18 protein-coding genes and 1 pseudogene are annotated in these 19714 nt (G+C 55.5%); 2 read left to right on the top strand and 17 right to left on the bottom strand.

Translation table 11 applies throughout. The features are described 5' to 3' along the window. Nucleotides 1–2 precede the first annotated feature (2 nt). The 11 genes and pseudogenes from SJY29_RS12065 to SJY29_RS12015 form a co-directional block, all read right to left on the bottom strand. Entirely contained in the window at nt 3–857 is an 855-nt protein-coding gene (locus tag SJY29_RS12065) for a tetratricopeptide repeat protein (protein ID WP_400083317.1), read from the bottom strand. 27 nt (nt 858–884) lie between these two features. Further along, nucleotides 885–1447 (bottom strand): annotated as a pseudogene (locus tag SJY29_RS12060) (tetratricopeptide repeat protein). Between the two features lie 14 nt (nt 1448–1461). Beyond that, the gene (locus SJY29_RS12055) at nt 1462–2430 is read right to left on the bottom strand and encodes a type II secretion system F family protein (protein WP_400083315.1); all 969 of its coding nucleotides are present in this window, start codon (nt 2428–2430) and stop codon (nt 1462–1464) included. A gap of 10 nt (nt 2431–2440) precedes the next feature. Beyond that, nucleotides 2441–3406, bottom strand: coding sequence for a type II secretion system F family protein (locus SJY29_RS12050; protein ID WP_400083313.1), 966 nt, complete (start codon nt 3404–3406; stop codon nt 2441–2443). A gap of 5 nt (nt 3407–3411) precedes the next feature. Further along, nucleotides 3412–4872, bottom strand: a complete 1461-nt coding sequence (locus SJY29_RS12045) for a CpaF family protein (protein WP_110278276.1) — start codon at nt 4870–4872, stop codon at nt 3412–3414. Between the two features lie 11 nt (nt 4873–4883). Continuing rightward, the gene (locus SJY29_RS12040; protein ID WP_400083310.1) at nt 4884–6128 is read right to left on the bottom strand and encodes a CpaE family protein; all 1245 of its coding nucleotides are present in this window, start codon (nt 6126–6128) and stop codon (nt 4884–4886) included. Nucleotides 6129–6384: 256 nt separating this feature from the next. Continuing rightward, a complete protein-coding gene (locus SJY29_RS12035; RefSeq protein WP_400083307.1) occupies nt 6385–7029 on the bottom strand; it encodes an OmpA family protein in 645 nt (214 codons plus the stop codon). Between the two features lie 15 nt (nt 7030–7044). After that, a complete protein-coding gene (locus SJY29_RS12030) occupies nt 7045–8475 on the bottom strand; it encodes a type II and III secretion system protein family protein (RefSeq protein WP_400083304.1) in 1431 nt (476 codons plus the stop codon). A gap of 224 nt (nt 8476–8699) precedes the next feature. Then, nucleotides 8700–9536 carry a Flp pilus assembly protein CpaB gene (gene cpaB, locus SJY29_RS12025; RefSeq protein ID WP_400083301.1) on the bottom strand — a complete coding sequence of 279 codons (837 nt, stop codon included), beginning with the start codon at nt 9534–9536 and terminating at the stop codon, nt 8700–8702. A 292-nt stretch (nt 9537–9828) separates the two neighbouring features. Continuing rightward, nucleotides 9829–10008, bottom strand: coding sequence for a Flp family type IVb pilin (locus tag SJY29_RS12020; RefSeq protein WP_400083298.1), 180 nt, complete (start codon nt 10006–10008; stop codon nt 9829–9831). A gap of 199 nt (nt 10009–10207) precedes the next feature. Beyond that, a complete protein-coding gene (locus SJY29_RS12015; RefSeq protein WP_400083295.1) occupies nt 10208–10387 on the bottom strand; it encodes a Flp family type IVb pilin in 180 nt (59 codons plus the stop codon). 350 nt (nt 10388–10737) lie between these two features. Here SJY29_RS12015 and SJY29_RS12010 point away from each other — a divergent pair, with 350 nt between their 5' ends. Further along, complete coding sequence (locus tag SJY29_RS12010; protein WP_400083292.1) at nt 10738–11574, top strand: lytic transglycosylase domain-containing protein; 837 nt, start codon at nt 10738–10740, stop codon at nt 11572–11574. On the opposite strand, the gene SJY29_RS12005 is transcribed toward SJY29_RS12010, so the two are convergent. The 6 genes from SJY29_RS12005 to tldD form a co-directional block, all read right to left on the bottom strand. Continuing rightward, a complete protein-coding gene (locus tag SJY29_RS12005) occupies nt 11571–11861 on the bottom strand; it encodes a GNAT family N-acetyltransferase (protein ID WP_400083290.1) in 291 nt (96 codons plus the stop codon). The genes SJY29_RS12010 and SJY29_RS12005 overlap by 4 nt on opposite strands. Continuing rightward, a complete protein-coding gene (locus SJY29_RS12000) occupies nt 11854–12477 on the bottom strand; it encodes a 3-oxoacid CoA-transferase subunit B (RefSeq protein ID WP_400083287.1) in 624 nt (207 codons plus the stop codon). The genes SJY29_RS12005 and SJY29_RS12000 overlap by 8 nt, the downstream gene beginning before the upstream one ends. Before the next feature lies 1 nt (nt 12478). Further along, the gene (locus SJY29_RS11995; protein WP_055687447.1) at nt 12479–13174 is read right to left on the bottom strand and encodes a CoA transferase subunit A; all 696 of its coding nucleotides are present in this window, start codon (nt 13172–13174) and stop codon (nt 12479–12481) included. 84 nt (nt 13175–13258) lie between these two features. Beyond that, nucleotides 13259–15859: a type I DNA topoisomerase gene (topA, locus tag SJY29_RS11990; protein WP_400083284.1), complete on the bottom strand. Its 2601-nt coding sequence runs from the start codon at nt 15857–15859 to the stop codon at nt 13259–13261. Between the two features lie 105 nt (nt 15860–15964). Further along, a complete protein-coding gene (gene dprA, locus SJY29_RS11985) occupies nt 15965–17104 on the bottom strand; it encodes a DNA-processing protein DprA (protein ID WP_400083281.1) in 1140 nt (379 codons plus the stop codon). 165 nt (nt 17105–17269) lie between these two features. Next, nucleotides 17270–18691 (bottom strand): metalloprotease TldD, encoded by a 1422-nt coding sequence (gene tldD / locus SJY29_RS11980; RefSeq protein ID WP_400083278.1) that lies wholly within the window; start codon nt 18689–18691, stop codon nt 17270–17272. Between the two features lie 183 nt (nt 18692–18874). Between tldD and coxB the strand changes: the two genes are divergently transcribed. After that, a complete protein-coding gene (gene coxB / locus SJY29_RS11975) occupies nt 18875–19699 on the top strand; it encodes a cytochrome c oxidase subunit II (RefSeq protein ID WP_110278286.1) in 825 nt (274 codons plus the stop codon). Nucleotides 19700–19714 lie beyond the last annotated feature (15 nt).

Genomic DNA, 19714 nt, shown 5'->3' with positions numbered 1-19714 from the left:
GCCTAGTTGCCAGTATTGTTTTCGAGAGCTTCCAAAGCGCGGGCGGCTTCTTCGAAATATTGGGGGTGCGTATTGATCGCGTCATTCAACAGCGATTTGCCGATCGTGATGTCGTTTTGCTTGATCGCGGCAAGCGCCATTGTGTGCATCAACTGGGCCCGCTCGGTCTGGGTCATCGGGATAACAGGGATCGCATAGTTCCGCTGTGCACCACGGGCCAACACAAGGTTGTTCTTGGCGGTGAACATGTTGCTGTTGAAACGCAACGCATCACCAAAAAGACGCTCGGCGGCGGCATAATCGCCCCGTGTCAGTTTGGAGAAACCCCAGTTGTTGTAAACCGTCGCAGGGCGTGTGGTAAGCCCGACCGCAGTTTCATAGAAGCTGTCTGCCTTCTCCCATTGCTGGCGGCTATCTGCGACCATTGCCTCAAGCCGGTAACGCTGGAATGTCTCATAAGTCGGGGGCACGGTATTGAGCGTCGCCGCCGCTTCGTCCCACTGATTTGCGCGGATGAATGCATCGGCCAGTTCAACGCGGTCGGTGTTCGTCGCATCTTCGTTTGCGACAACAGCCTGCCATGCCGTGATAGCCTCTGTCGGTCGCTTGGCGCGGATCAGTGACTTTGCCAAGCCGCGCTGCAGGTCTATCCGTCCGGGGTCATTGGCGTTGGCGCTTGCGAAATAGCGCACGGCCTCGTCGGGGTCACCGACTGTCAGCATCACATCGTTGAGGTTGGTTTCGTCGACAACGTTAATATCTTGCAGGGCACGCTCGACTTGTGCCTCGCCGGGTTGATCACAAGCGGACAACCCGATGGTTGCCGCAAAAAGCGTCAGTAGAATTGGGTGGCGCATTTTTCTGCGTCCTCTTGCTGCTCTTGCCTATAGTGGTTCCGACATCAATACAAAATCACCTGCACCGCGCCGGATCAGATTAAAGTTCTGATATTCTTGTTCCTCAGTATTGATCGGATTTTCCAATTTTGCGAGTGCTAAGCGCAAATTGTCGCGGATTTCGTCCGAATTTCCGTTATCCGCGGCAAATGCGCGACGGAAAACCTCGCTTGCCTCACTGACATTCCCCCTTTCCATCAAGATGACGCCAAGATTGTTCCAGGCGGGGGGAATGTCGGATCTTCTTCAACAGCACGGCGCAACCATCGTTCGGCCTGTCCCAAGCGCCCCAGATTAAGGTTGGCCGAACCGATGGCGGACATCGTATCGACATTGAGACCCTGCTGTGCGGCGGCGCGGTTATAGGCTTTGAGGGCCAATTCATATTCACCTGCCGCCATCAGGCGGTGGCCAACGATCAGGCCGTCTGCACTTTCACCACGGGCCACACCGGGCGCAAATACGCCATCCGGAGAACGATTAAGGCCGCCTGTCGCGCAGGCGGCCAATGATAGTATGACGAGGCCAATACCAAGCGGCCGTAGCTTCATGGCGGGTTAGCCTCCTAGCCTAGGTTCACGGCGATCGCATAGATTGACGGGCCAATCAGCATTGCCATCAGTGGCGGCACGGTCAGCATCATGGTTGCCAGGGTCATTTTCGTTGGCAGCTTGTTCGCCTTCTCCTCGGCGCGCATCACGCGTTTGTCGCGCATCTCTGCGGAATAGACCCGTAGCGCGTCAGCGATGGAGGTACCAAATTGCGACGACTGCACCAGCACAGTGACAAAGCTGGCAATATCCGGAACACCACAGCGATCGGACATGTCCTTGAGAACAGTGTTCTTGTCCTTACCGGCTTTGGATTCTTGGCTTACGATCTCGAACTCATCTGCCAGATCAGGGAAACCGGACTTCAGTTCGCGTGCAACGCGGATGATGGACTGGTCCAAGGATTGGCCCGCTTCAACGCAGACGAGCATCATGTCAAGACTGTCAGGGAAAGCGTTCGTGATTGCCTCCTGACGCATTTGCTGGCGACGTGTCACCCAGTACTTTGGCAAGACGTAACCAAAACCGCCTGGGATCAAAATCCACATCGCAAGTTGCTGGGTCGTGGCCTCGACACCTGTTGTCATCTGGAAGAGCGTATAGGCGCCACCGCAGAGAAGGCCAAAGATACCCAAGGCGAATTGCAGAAAGTTGTAAATCCGCACCGAGTTCTTACTGCGATAACCGGCCTGCAGCAACTTCAGCTTAACTGCGGAGTATTCATCAGCGTTCTGCGGCTCGAGGAAGTTGGCATATTTCTCGAGTTTGTCTTTACCAGAGGCCGAGCGTAATTGCTTGCCTTTACCCTTTTTCCCAGCTTCGGGTGACGTGTTCGCCGCCTTGATCCGGTCAAGCGGGTCAACTTCGCGCTTCAGCAAGACGGGGAGTGTCACCAGAATAAGAAACACGCCCAGCAAGCCGACAATCATCAATGGACCATATGGCCCCAGCATGTCGGTGATCAGTGTTTGGATATCTTCCATCTGCAGCCCCTTAGACCTTAATGTTGACCAAGGCCCGCATCACAATGAGGTTCACCACGAGGAATGCAACCACGATCAGAACAGCGGGAATGAAAAGCGGACTTGTCATGACTTCATCATAATAGTCGGGTTTGACAAGGTTAATACCGAGCAGTGCCAAAATCGGGAAAGCCGACAGCAGGTTACCGGACCATTTCGCCTCAGCCGTGATCGCAGCAACGCGGCGGAAAAGACGGAAGCGTGCGCGGATCACCTTGGCCAGACCATCCAAAATCTCGGCAAGGTTACCACCGGACGTCTGCTGGATTGTTACAGCAACCGCAAGAAAGCGCATGTCCTGATTGTCGAGCCGTTCCGCCATCGCCTTGAGCGTTTCGCCCATATCACGACCATAGGCGGCCTCGTCTGAAATCATGCCCATTTCAGTGCCCAGGGGGTCTGGTACTTCGCGTGCAACGATTGCGACGGCGGATGAGAACGGGTGCCCCACACGCAGCGAACGCACCATCAGTTCCACAGCTTCCGGCAGCTGCTCTGCAAGCATGTTCATACGCTTGTTGGCCTTGCTGTTCACCCATACGTAAACGCTACCGATCCCCATCAGAACTGCAACGAGTGCACGGATCGGGACGCCAACGTCTGTCATGACAGTCAAAAGGGCAAAGGAAACACCGCTCAGCACAACCATCATCAGCATCAACTGAACCGGTGTGAATGCGATATTGGCTTTTTGTGCGCGATCAGCCAGCAAAGAGTATACGGGAATACTCTGCGACTTCATGTGCTGGGTCATCTCCTTGCGGAGTTGATCCAGAACCTGTTCGCGGCTTCCACCTTTGTCGAGCATATCCAGACGACGGTTGACCTTGCCGTCCATACTTATCGACTTGCCAAAAATGACAAGGTAGGCACCCTGAACAAGCGCCAGAACGGCGACAAAAATCAGAACATAGATAAGTGGTTCGACTGAAATCATGTCGTTTACTCCGCGACCATCGGTTCAAAGATGGCAGGTGGAAGATCATAACCCCAAAGCTTGAAGCGCTCGGAGAAGTGGCTGCGGACACCGGTCGCTGTGAAGTGACCGATAATTTTGTTGTCTGGTGTCAGACCAACGCGCTGATACCGGAAGATTTCCTGCATCGAGATAACATCGCCTTCCATACCGGTGATTTCGGTGATGGACGTCATGCGCCGTGAACCATCCTGCAAGCGGGATGCCTGCACGATCAAGTTCACAGCCGAAGAAATCTGGCTGCGCATCGCTTTGATCGGCATTTCAATACCGGCCATAGCGATCATGTTTTCCAGACGCGATACACCATCGCGCGCGCTGTTGGCGTGGATCGTGGTCATGGAACCGTCGTGGCCGGTGTTCATTGCCTGCAACATGTCGATAACTTCTTCACCACGCGTCTCACCTACGATGATGCGGTCAGGACGCATCCGCAGGGCGTTTTTGAGACAGTCACGCTGGGAAACGCCGCCTTTTCCTTCAACGTTCGGTGGGCGGCTTTCCATCCGGCCAACGTGGGTCTGTTGCAGCTGAAGTTCCGCTGTATCCTCGATTGTCAGGATGCGTTCGGCGTCGTCGATAAAGCCGGAAAGTGCGTTCAGGGTTGTGGTTTTACCCGAACCTGTACCACCGGAAACGATAATATTGAGGCGGGTGGACACCGCCGCCTGAAGGTAGGCTGCCATCTCCTCGGTAAAAGCGCCGAATTTGACAAGCTCTTCGATGCCAAGCTTGTCTTTCTTGAACTTACGAATGGAAACAAGCGATCCGTCCACTGCAATAGGTGGAACCATCGCGTTGAAACGCGAGCCGTCGGCAAGACGGGCGTCAACATATGGGTTGGATTCATCGACGCGCCGGCCAACAGCAGACACGATCTTGTCGATAATCCGCAACAGGTGCCGTTCGTCCTTGAAGGTAATGTCCGTTAGTTCCAGACGTCCGTCACGTTCCACAAAGATCTGTTGCGGGCCGTTGACCAGAATATCGTTCACCGTCTCGTCTTTGAGCAGCGTTTCCAGCGGACCAAGGCCGGTCACCTCGAAGAAGAGATCCTGGCTCAGGGTCTGGCGCTCTTCGCGGTTCAGGACGATTCCCATATCCTCGAGGGTCTCGTTGGCGATCGCGTTGATTTCTGTGCGCAACTCCTGCTCGGAGGCAGTTTCAAGCGCGGCAAGGTTCAGGTTGTCCAGCAGGGCCTTGTGCAGCTCCAGTTTGATCTCACCCAAACGCTCCTTTCGGCGTTTTTCCTTGTCCATTGGTGCCACTTCACCCGGACGCCGTGCCTGGGTCGTCTTGTGAAGGGGCTTACGTCCGTCATCGGCCTTCGCTACAGGCACCGCTGCAACGTCGACTTTGGAAGGGGCGGTCGGTGTGACCGTGGCAGCATCTTTTGGTAGAGTCGGCTTTTTATATTTTGAAAACATAGCGTTACCTCTCAAGCATTCGCTTCGGCTGTATCTGCTTGGTTGACATCATGGATCGATTTCGCGAGCTTCATAATCTCTTTGCGCAGGGCATTCTTTGGGACGGTTTCTGCCATCGGCGCGCCGTGGTCTGCCGCTTGCATGACCGGTTTGCCGCCATCAGGCAGTTGGACCTCGATAGAAATGCCAAGATTGTCGGAAAGGCGCTTCACGCGGCTTTTACCGTTCATATCGGCAAATCCGGGCGCGCGGTTCAGCAAAAATCGGATCTTTTCGAACGGCAAATCTTCAGACTGCAACGCACGCTTGAGCCGTAGCGTATTTTGCGCCGAACGCATGTCAAGCTCAATCATCGCGAAATACACATGAGCCAATTCGAGAACGGTCTGGGACCATTCAACCATCGTCGAAGGCATATCAATGATGACATAGTCGAAGTTGCTGGCGGCCATCTGGATCACGCGTGTGATGTCGTCCGGCGTGATCATGTCGAGCGGAATCATGTCCATCGGCGCTGTCAGTACATGCAGCTTATCGCCATAGGTCAGCGTGGCCTGCATGAAGGTTTCCGCATCCATCGTTGCTGTGTCGGTCAGCAGTTCAAGGACAGTTTCGCGACGGGGCAGGTCAAGATATGTGGAAGCAGAGCCGAACTGAAAGTCGAGGTCGAGAAGGCAGACTTTTGGCGGGTCCTTCTTGTCAATGTTCGACAGTTCCCAGGCGAGATTGACAGCCAGCATAGTGGCACCGGTCCCGCCTGCGAGACCATGGATGGGGATGATAACCCCCGATCGGTCACCACTCACCTGGAACCCTTTTTCACCGCTTTGCGGTGCGGGTGTTTCCTGCTTGGTCAGTACACGTTCGATTGCGCGCGCCAATTCATTTTCAGGAAGAGGGTAGGGGACAAATTCGTCACCGCCTTCGCGCAAAAGCTGGTGCAGCGCGGTCGGGCTGACATCTTCTGCGATAAGGATCACTTTGACAGATGCGGCTTTAGCGGATGCTATGACCTCGGAGATGGTTGAAAGGTTGTCTTCGTCCTCGGCATCCATCGCGAGTGTGACAAACTGAAGACCGCGCGCCTCCGGCTGGCTTAGAAATGCGATGGCATCCTCAAAACTGAGGTCACCCCATGCATCGCCCAATGCCGCTTCCATATCTTCGATCAGGAGATCAAAATTCTGCACGTCACGACTGATCGTGCACGCCACGATTTGTGGCGGATCGCTCTGGACAACCGGGCTTGTACTCATCTTCTTGATGTCCCCATCACTTTAATTTCACTCAAAATCACCAGCCAGTAGTAAGACTCACCTACCATACCGGCCAGGTTTGCCTAAACCATGGCAATAAAACCAACTTCTGGTCCAATCATTACTGGGAAATTTGTCGATAATAGGACCAAATCAGCTCGACTGTGCAGATATTTGCGACGATTTGCAATTCTTTGGTCAAATGTTGACGCCGGATCAAGAATCCGGCGTCAACGAAGCGCGAAAGCGCATATTTTTAGAGGCCGTCTGTCGCAGTCGAGGTTGCCGGAGCAGCACTTGCAACATATTCGCGGAAAATAACCGCAGCGTATTTACCGTTCAGAAGCATTGGATCGTTCTCAACGAATCCAGTCACCTCTGTGACCGTGCGACGGTTACGACGCTCGCGGCCCTCGGTCACAACAAGCGGCTGTGTTTCACCGAAGGATACGACGGCTTCCAGTCGGCTGCGGTCAATCCCTTGCGACGCCAGGAACGACACGACGGTTTGTGCACGGCGCAAGCCGAGTGAGCGGTTATAGCTCTGGCTGCCGACAAGGTCAGTGTGGCCGTAGACTTTGAAGCGGACCTCAGGGAACTGGCGGATCCAGTCTGCCTGTCTCATCAGTGTTGCACGCGCATCGGCGTCCAGAACTGTCGAGTTGAAGGCAAAGTTTACCGTTGTGTTCACATCGGCTGCAAAACGACGCGCAAGATTGATCGTGTAATCCTGTGCACCTGTCTGAACCAGGCGGTTGTTCATTGTCGCTTCGCCAAAATCACCAGAGTCGATCGTTGACCCTGCCTCAGTAAAGAACGAAGCAGCTGCGATTTGCCTGTCAGCAGAAGAGCAGGCGCCCAGTGTTGCGGCCGCGATGGCTGCTGTAATCATATATTTCATCGACTTACGCTCCAATCATTCGTCAAGGACATAGCCGTAGGACCCGCTAAAGTCCTGGCGTGCCACTTCGCCTGCGCCACCTGTTGATGGGCCACCTGTCCGGGCCACTTGGCCGAAGAGGAAGAGCCCTTGCTCGGTGGGTGGGCGCACACGATCCGTTGGCAAGGCCAAGGCTTCGCCCCGTGTCGGTGACACAAGGTGTGGCGTCACAATAATCACCAGCTCTGTCTGGCGACGCGAGAATTCAGCGCTTCTGAACAGCGCACCAAGGACAGGGATATCCCCGACCCATGGAACCTGACCGTTCAAGTCGTTGAAGTCATCCGAGAGCAACCCGGCGATTGCAAAGCTTTCGCCATCACGCATCTCAACTGTGGTCGATGTTTCGCGACGGCTAAAAGCATCGACAGAGAAGCCGTTTGCCTGAAAGCCGCTAGAAGGGTCAATCGCCGATACTGCGGCGCTGAGTTCCAGATTGATGATGTCGCCATCAATCACGCGTGGAATAAAGCTGAGCTCGACACCGAACGGCTTATATTCAACCGAGATTGTGCCGCCGTCATTTGACGATGGTACAGGATATTCACCACCGGCAAGGAACGTCGCCTCCTGACCGCTGAGCGCCGTCAGGTTTGGCTCTGCCAAAGACCGCACAACACCCCGTGTTTCAAGAGCTTCAAGCAAGATACCCACTTCGAGGCTACCTGCACCGAAGCCAAAAACAAACGCGCCGTTGTTGGAGTTTGACGCTGGGACGGTATTTGCGAGAGCACCGTTAATCGCGGCTTGGCCAACTGTGCGGTTTGTACCACCAGTGATGCTGACATCGTCACCGAATCCAAGACCGGACAGTGAAAGTGAAGAAGACAGCGCTTTGCTGACAGATCGCTGCATTTCTGCAAAACGCACCTTCAGCATCACCTGCTGTGTGCCGCCTACGGTCATCAGGTTTGACACACGCTCGGGTGCGTAGCGCTCTGCAAGATCGAGTGCGCGATCAAGTCGTGCGATCGAGCTTACTGTACCGGACAGAACGATCCCGTCATTTGCTGTGCGGACCTCGATGTTTTCGCCTGGCAAAATTTGCGTCAAACGCTCTTTGAACTCTGCCATGTCAGGTGAAACATGCACTTCCACGTTTGTAATCAGACGCCCGTTTTCACCCAGAAGGGTTAGGGTCGTGCGGCCGGGCTCTTTGCCCAGAACGTAGATTGTGCGGTCCGACAGTGACGAGATATCCGCAATGCCCGGGTTCGCAATCGAAAGTTCGGTGAAGGGCACATCGCTCTCCACAACAACGGCCCGACTCATCGGAACGCTCAGTGCGCTGGACGCCGCGCCGCGCAGAACGCGCAACGTTTCGGCCGGTGCAATAGTTGGTGCTGCCGCAGTTAGCGACAACGTCAAGCCAGCAATAGCTGCCTTTAAGAATTTGTCATATTTCATAAGTGACCTGCCTCTCCGATCACGCCTCGTTATAACGGGTCTTCCCGCCCATGATGCGCTGACCATGAGGCACAACCATATTTATTGCAATAATCAAGGTGTTGGAGGGCGGAGCGAATGTGGGTTAAACGCAACACTTGCTAGGCCGTGTGTATGTTCTTGCGCCCCACACAAGATTTAGCGGGGCGTAAGAAAGATATCGTCAATTCAGTGAAGTGGCCAGTTCAGTTGGCGCATTCGACCTCAACCTGAATACGTTCGGTCCCGTTGCGCTGGGTGACAAAGCAGCGTTCTTCCTCGACAATCTCAGGCTCCGGTTCACGCACCTCTTCCACAATGCCCAGAACATCGCGGATGTTGGTTTCAATCGTTGTGTCTCCGGGCGCAAGGTCGTCACGGCCCACTGGGGTCAGTGAAAGTGTTCCTGCTGCCTGCAACACTTGCAGATCTGCAAAGTCTTCTTGCGATACCTGAATAACAGCGCCGGTGCCTCTGCCACGGTCATCCGGTTCATTCATCGCGATAATCTCAAGCCTGCTTTTTACCAAGCGCGAAATATTTTGGCCCCGATTCACACTGCCAACCCAATAAAGGTCGATCAGATCAGAAGTCCTGAGATCGCCTGCGAATGCTTGCGTCATGTTGTCGGGTAGTGGAAAGGCCCGCATCCCAGGATCAAGGAGCGCCGTAATACCCTGAGGTGCCCCTGCTGCTGTTACTTTTGCATTCAAGATCGGTTCGTTCGCCTGCATGGGAATACGGACCACACGCGGTACATTCACGCCCTGCGGGAACAGTTCTTCTTCTGTTGCAAAGACGCCTTCTGGCAAATAGTCGCGCGCATACTTTATGATCTGAACATCATCTATAGTCAGCAGATCACCATATGTGAGCGACCGCGAGGGTGCGTAGATATCTACAGTCCGGATCGCCGTCGCAGACCGCTGACGTTCACGCTCCAATTGGGTTGCTTGCGTTTCCATATACTGGTTCACCATATATACGGCGAAACCGGCAAGCCCCATCCCGATCAAAAGTACCAATCCAAAAACTGCGCGCATTTCCAAGCCTCTCGTTTCACGCCCTTTTGGCGCAAGGGTCGCTCACTTCTTTATACCAAACTTGCTGTCCGATTGCCAAATTTGCAAGGTTCTCACGGTTTAACAGTAATTCTCGTATCTCGACAGCAGGGTTAACTGGTGTTCTACGTCTGCGCAATCTGTTTGGAGCAGCCCTTCGTTAGTGCAACGACTTTGGAATGCGATGTATTCTTGTCTAACAATGCGCCTGATGTCTTGGACCACCCTACGCGCATGGGCCGATCTTGCTTAGAGAATTCGCCCAATAAAGAATCTAGGGAAGCTCGACATCATCCATCGCAAGCTCGATATCATTCGCAAGATCAGTGGTCCCGCCACTGAATGTTTGCACAACGACCAAGCCCAGAGTGCAGATTGCAGCAGTTAACACTACAAAGTCGACAGTGATCGCGCCGTCTTCATCGTTGAGAAAAGCCGAGTATATAGGTTTCATTGTTCTAGTGCCTTTGTACGATAAGCTGCGCACCAACATGGCTGGCTACGCCTAATAAAGAATTACGCTTCGCACTCAAAACTCAACTCGCGCAGCTTTTTAGAACTTTCTGCTGCATGAGCGATCACTCTTACAGAAGAAGCCGCGCCACTAATCAAATGGCGCGGCCTCGAAACTTAACTCAAAGCAAGACTAGGTCTTAGCCAGCGTCCATGTTGCCGAGCGAGTCTTCGATGTCGTTTGCAAGGCCAGTAGCACCGTTGCTGACCGCAGTACCAACTGCCAGGCCCAGAACAACGATTGCAGCTGTCAGAACAACGAAGTCAACTGTTACAGCACCGTCTTCGTCGTTGCGGAAGTTTTCGATAAATTTAAGCATTTCATTCCCTCCTCAGGGTATAACTAGAGTTTTGTCGTTCCGCGTCGGCATTTGAAGATTTGTACGCAAACGCGAACGCCGTCTTGGATGAGTAGATATAGCCATTTGAATGGGGCAGCACTTTGGCATCAATCAGTTTTTTTCGCCACAGACCGGAAAATTTGTCAGGGAATTTGTAAGTGACTGTTTTTAAATGAAAGAAATATTCATCTTTCGTTCATCTTCGCAGAAGTCCGTTGCTACAAAGCTGCCAATTCTGTTTGAATCCAGTTTATTGTTCCCAAAGTTCTGGCTTTTTGGCTGCTTTCTGCCATCTTTATATGAACAAAAAGCCTCGAGCAGGTCCAAAAATGAGTCGTAAATTAACAAGCGTAGCACTTATCAGTGCGATTCTCGCATCAACCCCTGTGGTCGCCGAGGTCGAGCGCCTGTTGCCGGACTTCACCTTCAAGCGTGTGCCGGTTCCCAGCGCGGGTTCTACAAACCGGATCACCGTTCAGATTGATCCAAACGCGCCACGGCTGGGCCCGGTTTATGCTGACCCTGAGCCAGAGCCTGTTGCGGCTGCTGGTGCGATTGCGTTGCCGCAGCCATCGGGGCTTGAATGGTTCTGGACCTCGGTTCCCACGGACATTGCTGCGCAGGGAGCGGTGCGGTTCCAAAAGGCAATCGCGCAACTTAACAATCCTCCAGCGGGGCAGGGTGTGCCCTCGCCGCGACTGCAATCACTGCAAAATATCGCCTCGGCGCATGGACGTAGTATCCTGACCGAGACTGTCGGCACCTCTGTGTCGCCTGCATTGGTCCTTGCGGTCATCTCGGTCGAAAGTGCGGGACGCACTGACGCTGTGAGTTCAGCCGGCGCAACCGGTCTGATGCAGTTAATGCCAGATACAGCAACGCGGTTTGGTGTGGATGACAGTACGGATGCCGCACAGAACATCAAAGGTGGCGTGGCTTATCTTGAGTGGTTGCTTGACCACTTCGAGAATGACGCTTTGCTGGCACTGTCGGGTTATAATGCCGGGGAAGGCAACGTGCGCCGGTATGATGGTGTGCCTCCGTTTTCGGAAACGCGGGCCTATGTGCCCAAGGTGCTGGCTGCCTGGCAGGTTGCCAAGGGCCTTTGCCAAACGCCCCCCGAACTCATCACCGATGCCTGCGTGTTCAATGTGAACGGTATCTAGACCGAAAACACATCTGACCATTCCGGGTGTTTGCGGCGCTCTGCATTCACAAAAGGACAAAGCGGCAGGATCTGGAAGCCTTTGCCACGCGCATCTGCAATCATTTCGCGCAGCAGCAGAAGGCCAACGCCTTCCCCTTCGTGACCACTCGCCACCTGCGTGTGGTCGGCAGAGACCGTTTGAGGTGACACCACAGAATAGGCCAGTTCACTTTCTCCCGATCGGTGCACAATAGAATAGCGGCCTTTGCGACCATTCTCTTCGTGCATGACTGAAAGATCAGACAATCGCCGCCTCGGTTGCGGCGCGCAGTTCTTCTTCTGTCACGCCATCGGCAGTTTCGACAATGCGCAAACCACCCTCGACAACATCCAGCACACCGAGATTGGTGATAATGCGGTCAACAACACCTTTACCGGTCAATGGCAGGGTGCATGCCTTGAGGACTTTGCTTTCGCCATGCTTGTTTGTGTGATCCATCACTACAACCACGCGGCCAACGCCTGCGACCAGATCCATTGCCCCGCCCATGCCCTTCACCAGCTTGCCAGGGATCATCCAGTTTGCCAGATCACCGTTCTCGGCAACTTCCATCGCACCCAGGATCGCCATCGCGATCTTACCGCCACGGATCATGCCAAAGGATTGCGCGCTGTCAAAGTAGGCCGTCTGTGGAAGTTCGGTGATCGTTTGCTTGCCCGCATTGATCAGGTCTGCGTCCTCGGTGCCTTCGATCGGGAAAGGCCCCATGCCCAGCATCCCATTTTCGGACTGCAGTGTCACTTCGATCCCTTCAGGGATGTAGTTAGAAACCAGCGTCGGGATGCCGATCCCGAGGTTCACATACCAGCCGTCTTGCAGTTCCTGTGCGGCGCGCGCGGCCATCTGATTACGGTCCCACATGTTATGCGCTCCTCACTGTGCGTTGTTCGATCCGCTTTTCGTGATCCCCTTGGATCAGACGGTGGACATAAATGCCGGGCAAATGGATGCTATCGGGATCAAGGCTCCCTGTCGGGACGATTTCTTCCACCTCGACCACACAGACCTTGCCGCACATCGCGGCGGGCGGGTTGAAATTGCGTGCTGTCTTGCGGAACACAAGGTTGCCGGTTGCATCGGCTTTCCATGCTTTGACAATCGCAAGGTCGGCGAAAATACCCTCTTCGAGGATATAGGTCTCGCCGTTGAAATCCTTATGTTCTTTTCCTTCGGCAATCACGGTGCCAACGCCAGTTTTCGTATAAAAGCCGGGGATACCGCAGCCGCCTGCGCGCATGCGCTCGGCCAATGTGCCTTGGGGGTTGAACTCCAGTTCAAGCTCGCCCGACAGATACTGCCGCATGAATTCGGCGTTTTCGCCCACATATGAGCTGATCATCTTTTTGACCTGACGGGTTTGGAGCAAAATGCCGATCCCGAAGTCATCAACGCCGGCATTGTTCGACGCGAAAGTCAGGTCCTTGGTGCCTGCATCGCGGATTGCACTCAGCAAAAGTTCGGGGATGCCGCAAAGGCCAAAACCGCCCGCAGCGATAAACATGCCATCGTGCAAAAGCCCATCAAGAGCTGCGGCCGCGTTAGGGTAGATCTTTTTCATTGACGAACTCTCCGGCGTGATTTGCACAAGTTGTGCCGCCCAACACCGGGAGAGTCAATAAATTGCCGCGACGCAGAATTACCGTCAGCCGGCTTTCTTGGCCGCCGGTTTCTTTTTGGTGGCTGCTGTTTTCTTGGCGGGGGCTTTTTTGCGGGCCGGTTTCTTTTTGCCGGCCTTCTCTGCGCGCTCGTCAATCAGATGCACTGCCTGCGCCAGCGTCAATTCGGACGGTTCAACCGTGTCGGGGATCGTCGCGTTGATCTTTTCCCATTTCACGTAAGGTCCGTATTTGCCGTCATAAATATTGACCGGACCGCCTGCTTCGGGGTGTTCGCCCAATTCACGGATCGGCACAGCAGCTTTGCCACGTGCGCCACGTGACGCCACTTTCTCCGCCAAGAGCTGGACCGCACGGTTCATCCCCACGGTCCAGACGTCATCAATGCTCTCGAGGTTGGCGTTGGTCCCACCGCGATGCGATGTGCTTTCCGCGTGCTTCAGGTACGGTCCGTAACGTCCGATATTGGCCCAGACCGGAATCCCATCTTCGGGGTGCGGGCCGAGTTCGCGCGGCAGCGACAGCAGCATCAGTGCCTGATCAAGTGTCACGTCCTCTGGCTCCCACTCCGCAGGGATACCCTGACGGGGTGGTTTTTTGTTCTCTTCCGTCACTTCCCCGCGCTGGGCGTAGGGGCCAAAACGGCCTTTGAAGATGCGGATTTCGTCGCCATCATCAATGCCCAACAGCTTACCCTCTGGCGGGATGGCCGAGGCCTCGGCCTCTGGATTGGGTGGGCCGAAGGGCCTTGTATAGCGGCATTCAGGATAGTTCGAACACCCGATAAAGGCCCCGCCAGAGCGTGCCGTGCGCATCGACAGACGCCCTGCGCCACAGTTGGGGCAGAGGCGTGGATCGCTGCCGTCCTCGGTGGGCGGGAAAAGATGGGGTTCCAGCACCTCGTTGATTTTTTCCAGCACCTCGGTGATGCGCAAATCGGCGGTTTCGGCGATCGCCGCCGAGAAATCGCGCCAGAACCGCGCCAGCACCTTTTTATAGTCAGCCGCGCCCGCGCTGACCTCATCAAGCTGGTTTTCCAGATCGGCGGTGAAATCGTAACCGATGTATTTGCGGAAATAATTCGTCAAAAAGGCCGTTACCAAGCGCCCTTTATCCTGCGGGATCAGACGGTTCTTATCCTTCTCGACATAACCGCGATCCTGAATCGTGGTCACGATGGATGCATATGTCGACGGGCGGCCGATCCCCAATTCTTCCATGCGCTTGACCAGCGTCGCTTCTGTATAGCGGGGCGGTGGCTGTGTGAAATGCTGTTCGGGATCAACCGACTTTTTCTCGGCCTTTTCGCCTGCGGTCAGTTGCGGCAGGCGCTTGTCGTCATCATCGACAACCGTGTCGTCCTTGCCTTCCTCGTAGATCGCGATGAAGCCGTCAAAGACCATCACTTGCCCGTTCGCGCGCAATACGACCTGTTCATCGGCGCTGGTAATATCGACGACGGTGCGTTCCAGACGCGCGGCGGCCATCTGGCTGGCCATCGTGCGTTTGTAGATCAGGTCATAGAGCTTGCGCTGGTCGGCGTCGGCGATTTTTGCATCTTCAGTGCTGACCGACATCTCGGTCGGGCGGATGCACTCGTGTGCTTCCTGTGCGTTCTTGGCTTTGTTCTTGTAGAGACGCGGCTGGTCGGGCAGATATTTTTCGCCGAATTTGGCCTTGATCGCATCGCGGGCGCCTGTGACAGCCTCGGGCGCCATGTCGATACCGTCGGTCCGCATGTAAGTAATCAGACCTGCCTCATAAAGACGCTGAGCGACGCTCATGGTTTGTTTCGCACCCATGCCGAATTTGCGGCTAGCCTCTTGTTGCAAAGTCGAAGTCATAAAGGGGGGCGACGGGTTGCGGGTGGCTGGTTTCGCCTCGACTGACTGGATGACCAGATCGCGCGAATTGATAGCCTGCACGGCCATTTCGGCCTGTGTCGCGTTACCTAAATCAAACTTGTCGAGCTTTTTGCCCGCAAGCGTGGTCAGGCGCGCCTCAAATGTCTGGCCGCGCGGAGACTGCAAAAGCGCCTTAACGGTCCAGTATTCCTGACTGCGGAACGCCTCGATTTCCATCTCGCGTTCGACGATGATGCGCAGACAGACCGATTGGACGCGGCCGGCGGATTTCGCACCGGGCAGTTTGCGCCACAAAACAGGTGAAAGGTTAAACCCCACCAGATAATCCAGCGCGCGGCGGGCCAAATAGGCATCGACCAAAGGTTCATCAACCTGACGGGGATTTTTCATCGCCTCTGTCACGGCGGATTTCGTGATGGCGTTGAATACCACACGGCTGACGGGCGTGTCTTTCTTGATCGCTTTCTTGGCGATCAGTGCCTCTGTCAGGTGCCATGAAATCGCTTCGCCTTCGCGGTCGGGGTCGGTTGCGAGGATCAGCTCATTGTCGTTTTTCAGCGCGTCAACGATCGCCTTGATATGCTTTTTGCTGTCCGCCGCAATTTCCCATTTCATGTCGAAATCTTCATCAGGCAGGACGGATCCATCCTTGGGCGGTAGGTCGCGGACGTGTCCGTAGGACGCGAGAACAGTATAGTTGCTGCCCAGATAGCCGTTTATTTTTTTGGCCTTCGCAGGGGATTCGACAACGACAACGGGCATGAGAATCCTTTACAGACAATACGGTTCCTTAAGTCGCGCAAGATGTGGCGTCTGCCTGCCGAATGTCAATGAGGGTAAAAATCTTTGCGCGTGACTGCCGTATTCTCAGAGAACGCGGGCCAGTAAACCACCCGCATGCCGCGTGATTTTGCCATCGAGTTCCAAATCGATCAGGACGGGTGCGACGTCTGTCGCTGTCACCTTGATGTCACGCATCAGCTGGTCTTCGGCGATCGGTGCAGCGCTGAGGCGGGACAGAATTTCCGAATGCAGGGCCGCGAAATCGCGCAGCGTTCTTTCCTGTGGCGCAGCTTCAGGTAGATCAGGTGCGGGCGCTTCGGGCGCCTCTACGACCGGTGTTAATGCATCGATGACATCTTCAGCGCTGCGGACAAGCGTTGCACCATCGCGGATCAAAAGGTTGCACCCCCAGGCACGGGCATCAAGCGGGTGCCCCGGCACAGCCAGAACATCACGCCCCTGATCCAGCGCATTGCGGGCGGTGATCAGGCTACCGGATTTGCCTGCGGCCTCAACCACTACGACGGCGCGGGCAAGACCGGAAATGATTCTGTTGCGCATAGGAAAATGCCGCGCCTGCGGCTGAAGCCCCATCGGCATTTCTGACAGACGCACCCCGCGTTTTGCGATGTCTTGCGCCAGTTGCGTGTTTTCTGCGGGATATATTGTGTCGACACCGCCGGCCATGACGGCAATGGTGCCGCCGGCAAGCGCCCCATGATGGGCCGCGGCATCAATGCCGCGCGCAAGCCCCGAAACCACCGCAAAACCAGCTTTTGTCAAATCCTTGGCCAATCGTTTCGCCATGCGTGTCCCGAGGGACGATGCATTCCGCGCGCCAACAAGTGCGATCATCGGCCTTTGTAAAAGCGCCGTCTGTCCCAGCACCCACATCAGTGGCGGTGCATCGGCAATGTCGTAAAGCGATGAAGGATAGGCCGGTGATCCGTGCATCACCAATTGCGCCCCTGCGGCCTTACCTGCTTTGAGTTCCGCCCTGACCACGCCTTCCGGACAGATTTCGTAGCCGCTGACACCAGCGGCTTTCGCGACATCTGGCAAGGCGCGCAATGCATCAGCCGCGCTGCCGTGTTCTGCCAGCAGACGGTGAAATGTCGCAACGCCAACCCGGCGTGATCGCAATAGGCGGAGCCGGTTGAACAGATCCTCTTCCGTGGTGGGTAGGAGTGGGGGGTGAGTGGAAGAAACTTGTGTTCCGGTCATCCTGTAGGCTCCGCCATATTGCAAAGCTACTTTAGGATGAACGGGGTTAACGAGTTCTTACCGGATTAACATTAAATGCGTCGAAAATGCAGAAACCTTGCATGTTTGGCACGACGGGGCCGCAAAACCACAGCCCTGCCGCATCAGTCACTGAGAAGAATCAGCCTAGGCAGCCGCGCCACCCACCGTTAGCCCGCCAATCAGCAGGCTGGGCTGCCCGACACCAACCGGCACCCACTGGCCCGCTTTGCCGCAGTTGCCGATCCCGGGATCAAGGGCAAGGTCATTGCCGATGCCACGGATCTGTTTCAGCGCCGTCGCCCCGTCACCAATCAACGTGGCGCCTTTGACGGGGGCACCGACCACACCGTTCTTCACACGGTAGGCCTCGGTGCAGCTGAAGACGAATTTGCCGTTGGTGATATCTACCTGACCGCCGCCAAACCCCACCGCATAAATCCCGTCCTTGAGATCAGCGACAAGGCTTTCGGGTGCGGCGTCACCGGCCAGCATATAGGTATTGGTCATGCGCGGCATAGGCGCATGGGCGAAACTCTCGCGCCGTCCGTTGCCAGTTGGTGCGACCCCCATCAGGCGGGCGTTCTGGCGGTCCTGCATATAGCCGACCAAAACACCGTCCTCGATCAATGTGTTTTTGGCGCTAGGCGTGCCTTCGTCATCTACCGTGATCGACCCGCGCCTGTCAGGGATGGTGCCATCATCCAGCACGGTCACACCTTTGGCGGCAATCTGCTGGCCCATCAGGCCCGCAAAGGCGCTTGATCCCTTGCGATTGAAATCACCCTCAAGGCCGTGGCCGATTGCCTCGTGCAACAGAATACCGGGCCATCCCGGGCCGAGCACGACATCCATAACACCCGCAGGCGCAGGTTCGGCATCAAGATTGACCAAGGCAATACGCAGCGCTTCGCGTGCAACAGGTTCCCAATGGTCACGCCCGATCAGCCCGATCAGGCCCGCACGACCACCGCCGCCCATACCGCCACTTTCACGCTTGCCGTTTTCCTCGACGATCACGCTGATGTTGAGGCGCGACATCGGGCGGGTGTCGGTCACAAGCGTGCCTTCGGGGCGCAGAATCAGGACTTCCTGGTGAGACGCGGCGATGGTTGCTGATACCTGCACGACACGCGGATCAAGTGCACGGGCGAAGGCGTCTATTTCGCGCAGAAGGTCGATCTTGGCGGGAAAGGTGGCCTGCAGCATTGGGTCATCATCGGAATAGAGCTTACGATTTGTACCGGCAGGGGCTGCGGACATGGTGCCGCCACCGTCTCCGACGGCAAGGCGCGCGGTGGCAACAGCACGTTTCAGGGCGTGTTCGTCGATGGTGGTGGAATGGGCATATCCTGCGGTTTCTCCCCGCACGGCGCGCAGGCCGAACCCTTCGGATGCATCAAAACTGGCGGTTTTGATGCGCCCGTCGTCAAACGAGATCACCTCGGACTTGCGCCGTTCCAGAAAGAGCTCACCATCATCGGCGCCAGCGGTCGCTTCACGCAACAGCGCAAGTGCCGTATCCTGATCTAGATTGGTTTCAAACGGGCGAAACGGGTCTGCGGACATGGGTTTTTCCTTGTGCGGCGTGAATTTTGTCACGAAAGCGTCTGTTTGACGCAATAGCAGTTCTTGAGTTGTGCGTTAGGATATGGGACACGGTCTGTCGAATACAATGGGATTCCGTCCGTAGCCCGAATGGAATCGCCCGGGAGACGCACCATCGCAGGTGCAAATAAGATAGGGTACGATATGCGTTTGAACACCTTTGCAACGTCGCTTTGGACCACCGCCGGTCTGCTGATGGCGGGAACATCAGCAACAGCACAGCAGGTAAACCAAGAGCTTGAGATTGTGGGCCGACCAGTTGATCGCGGCATGGGCTTTCAGCCGTCTGCAACCGAACTGGCGCGCGATGTGGTCTGGCTCGACAACATGCTTTTGGTGATTATCACCATTATCACATTGTTTGTAACCGCACTGCTGGCGTGGGTCGTGATCCGCTATAACCACAAGCGCAACCCTGAACCCGCGACATTCACGCATAACTCGCCGCTCGAAGTCGCATGGACTGTAGTGCCAGTTGTGATCCTCGTCTTTATCGGTGCGTTCTCGCTGCCAGTGCTGTTCAAACAGCAGGAGATCCCCGAGGCCGATATTACAATCAAGGTCACCGGCTATCAGTGGTACTGGGGTTATGAGTACGTCGATCATGACTTCGGTTTCGAAAGCTACATGCTGGCCCGCGAAGAACTCGAAGAATACGGCTACAGTCAGGAAGAGTATCTTTTGGCAACTGACACGGCGGTTGTTGTGCCTGTCGGTGCAACAGTTGTGATGCAGGTAACTGCGGCTGACGTGATCCACTCCTGGACGATCCCGGCGTTTGGCGTGAAGCAGGACGCGGTGCCCGGTCGTCTGGCCGAACTGTGGTTTGCTGCTGAGCGTGAAGGGATCTTCTTCGGCCAGTGTTCCGAGCTTTGCGGTAAAGACCACGCCTATATGCCGATTACGGTAAAGGTCGTCAGCCAAGAGACATATGACGCTTGGCTCGCTGAGGCGACCGGCACATCCTAAGTGTGAGGGCGGGTT

Origin of the sequence: Yoonia sp. R78084, assembly GCF_044595625.1 — a bacterium.
Taxonomy (GTDB): Bacteria; Pseudomonadota; Alphaproteobacteria; order Rhodobacterales; family Rhodobacteraceae; genus Yoonia.
This window is presented reverse-complemented; position numbering and strand designations above follow the sequence as displayed.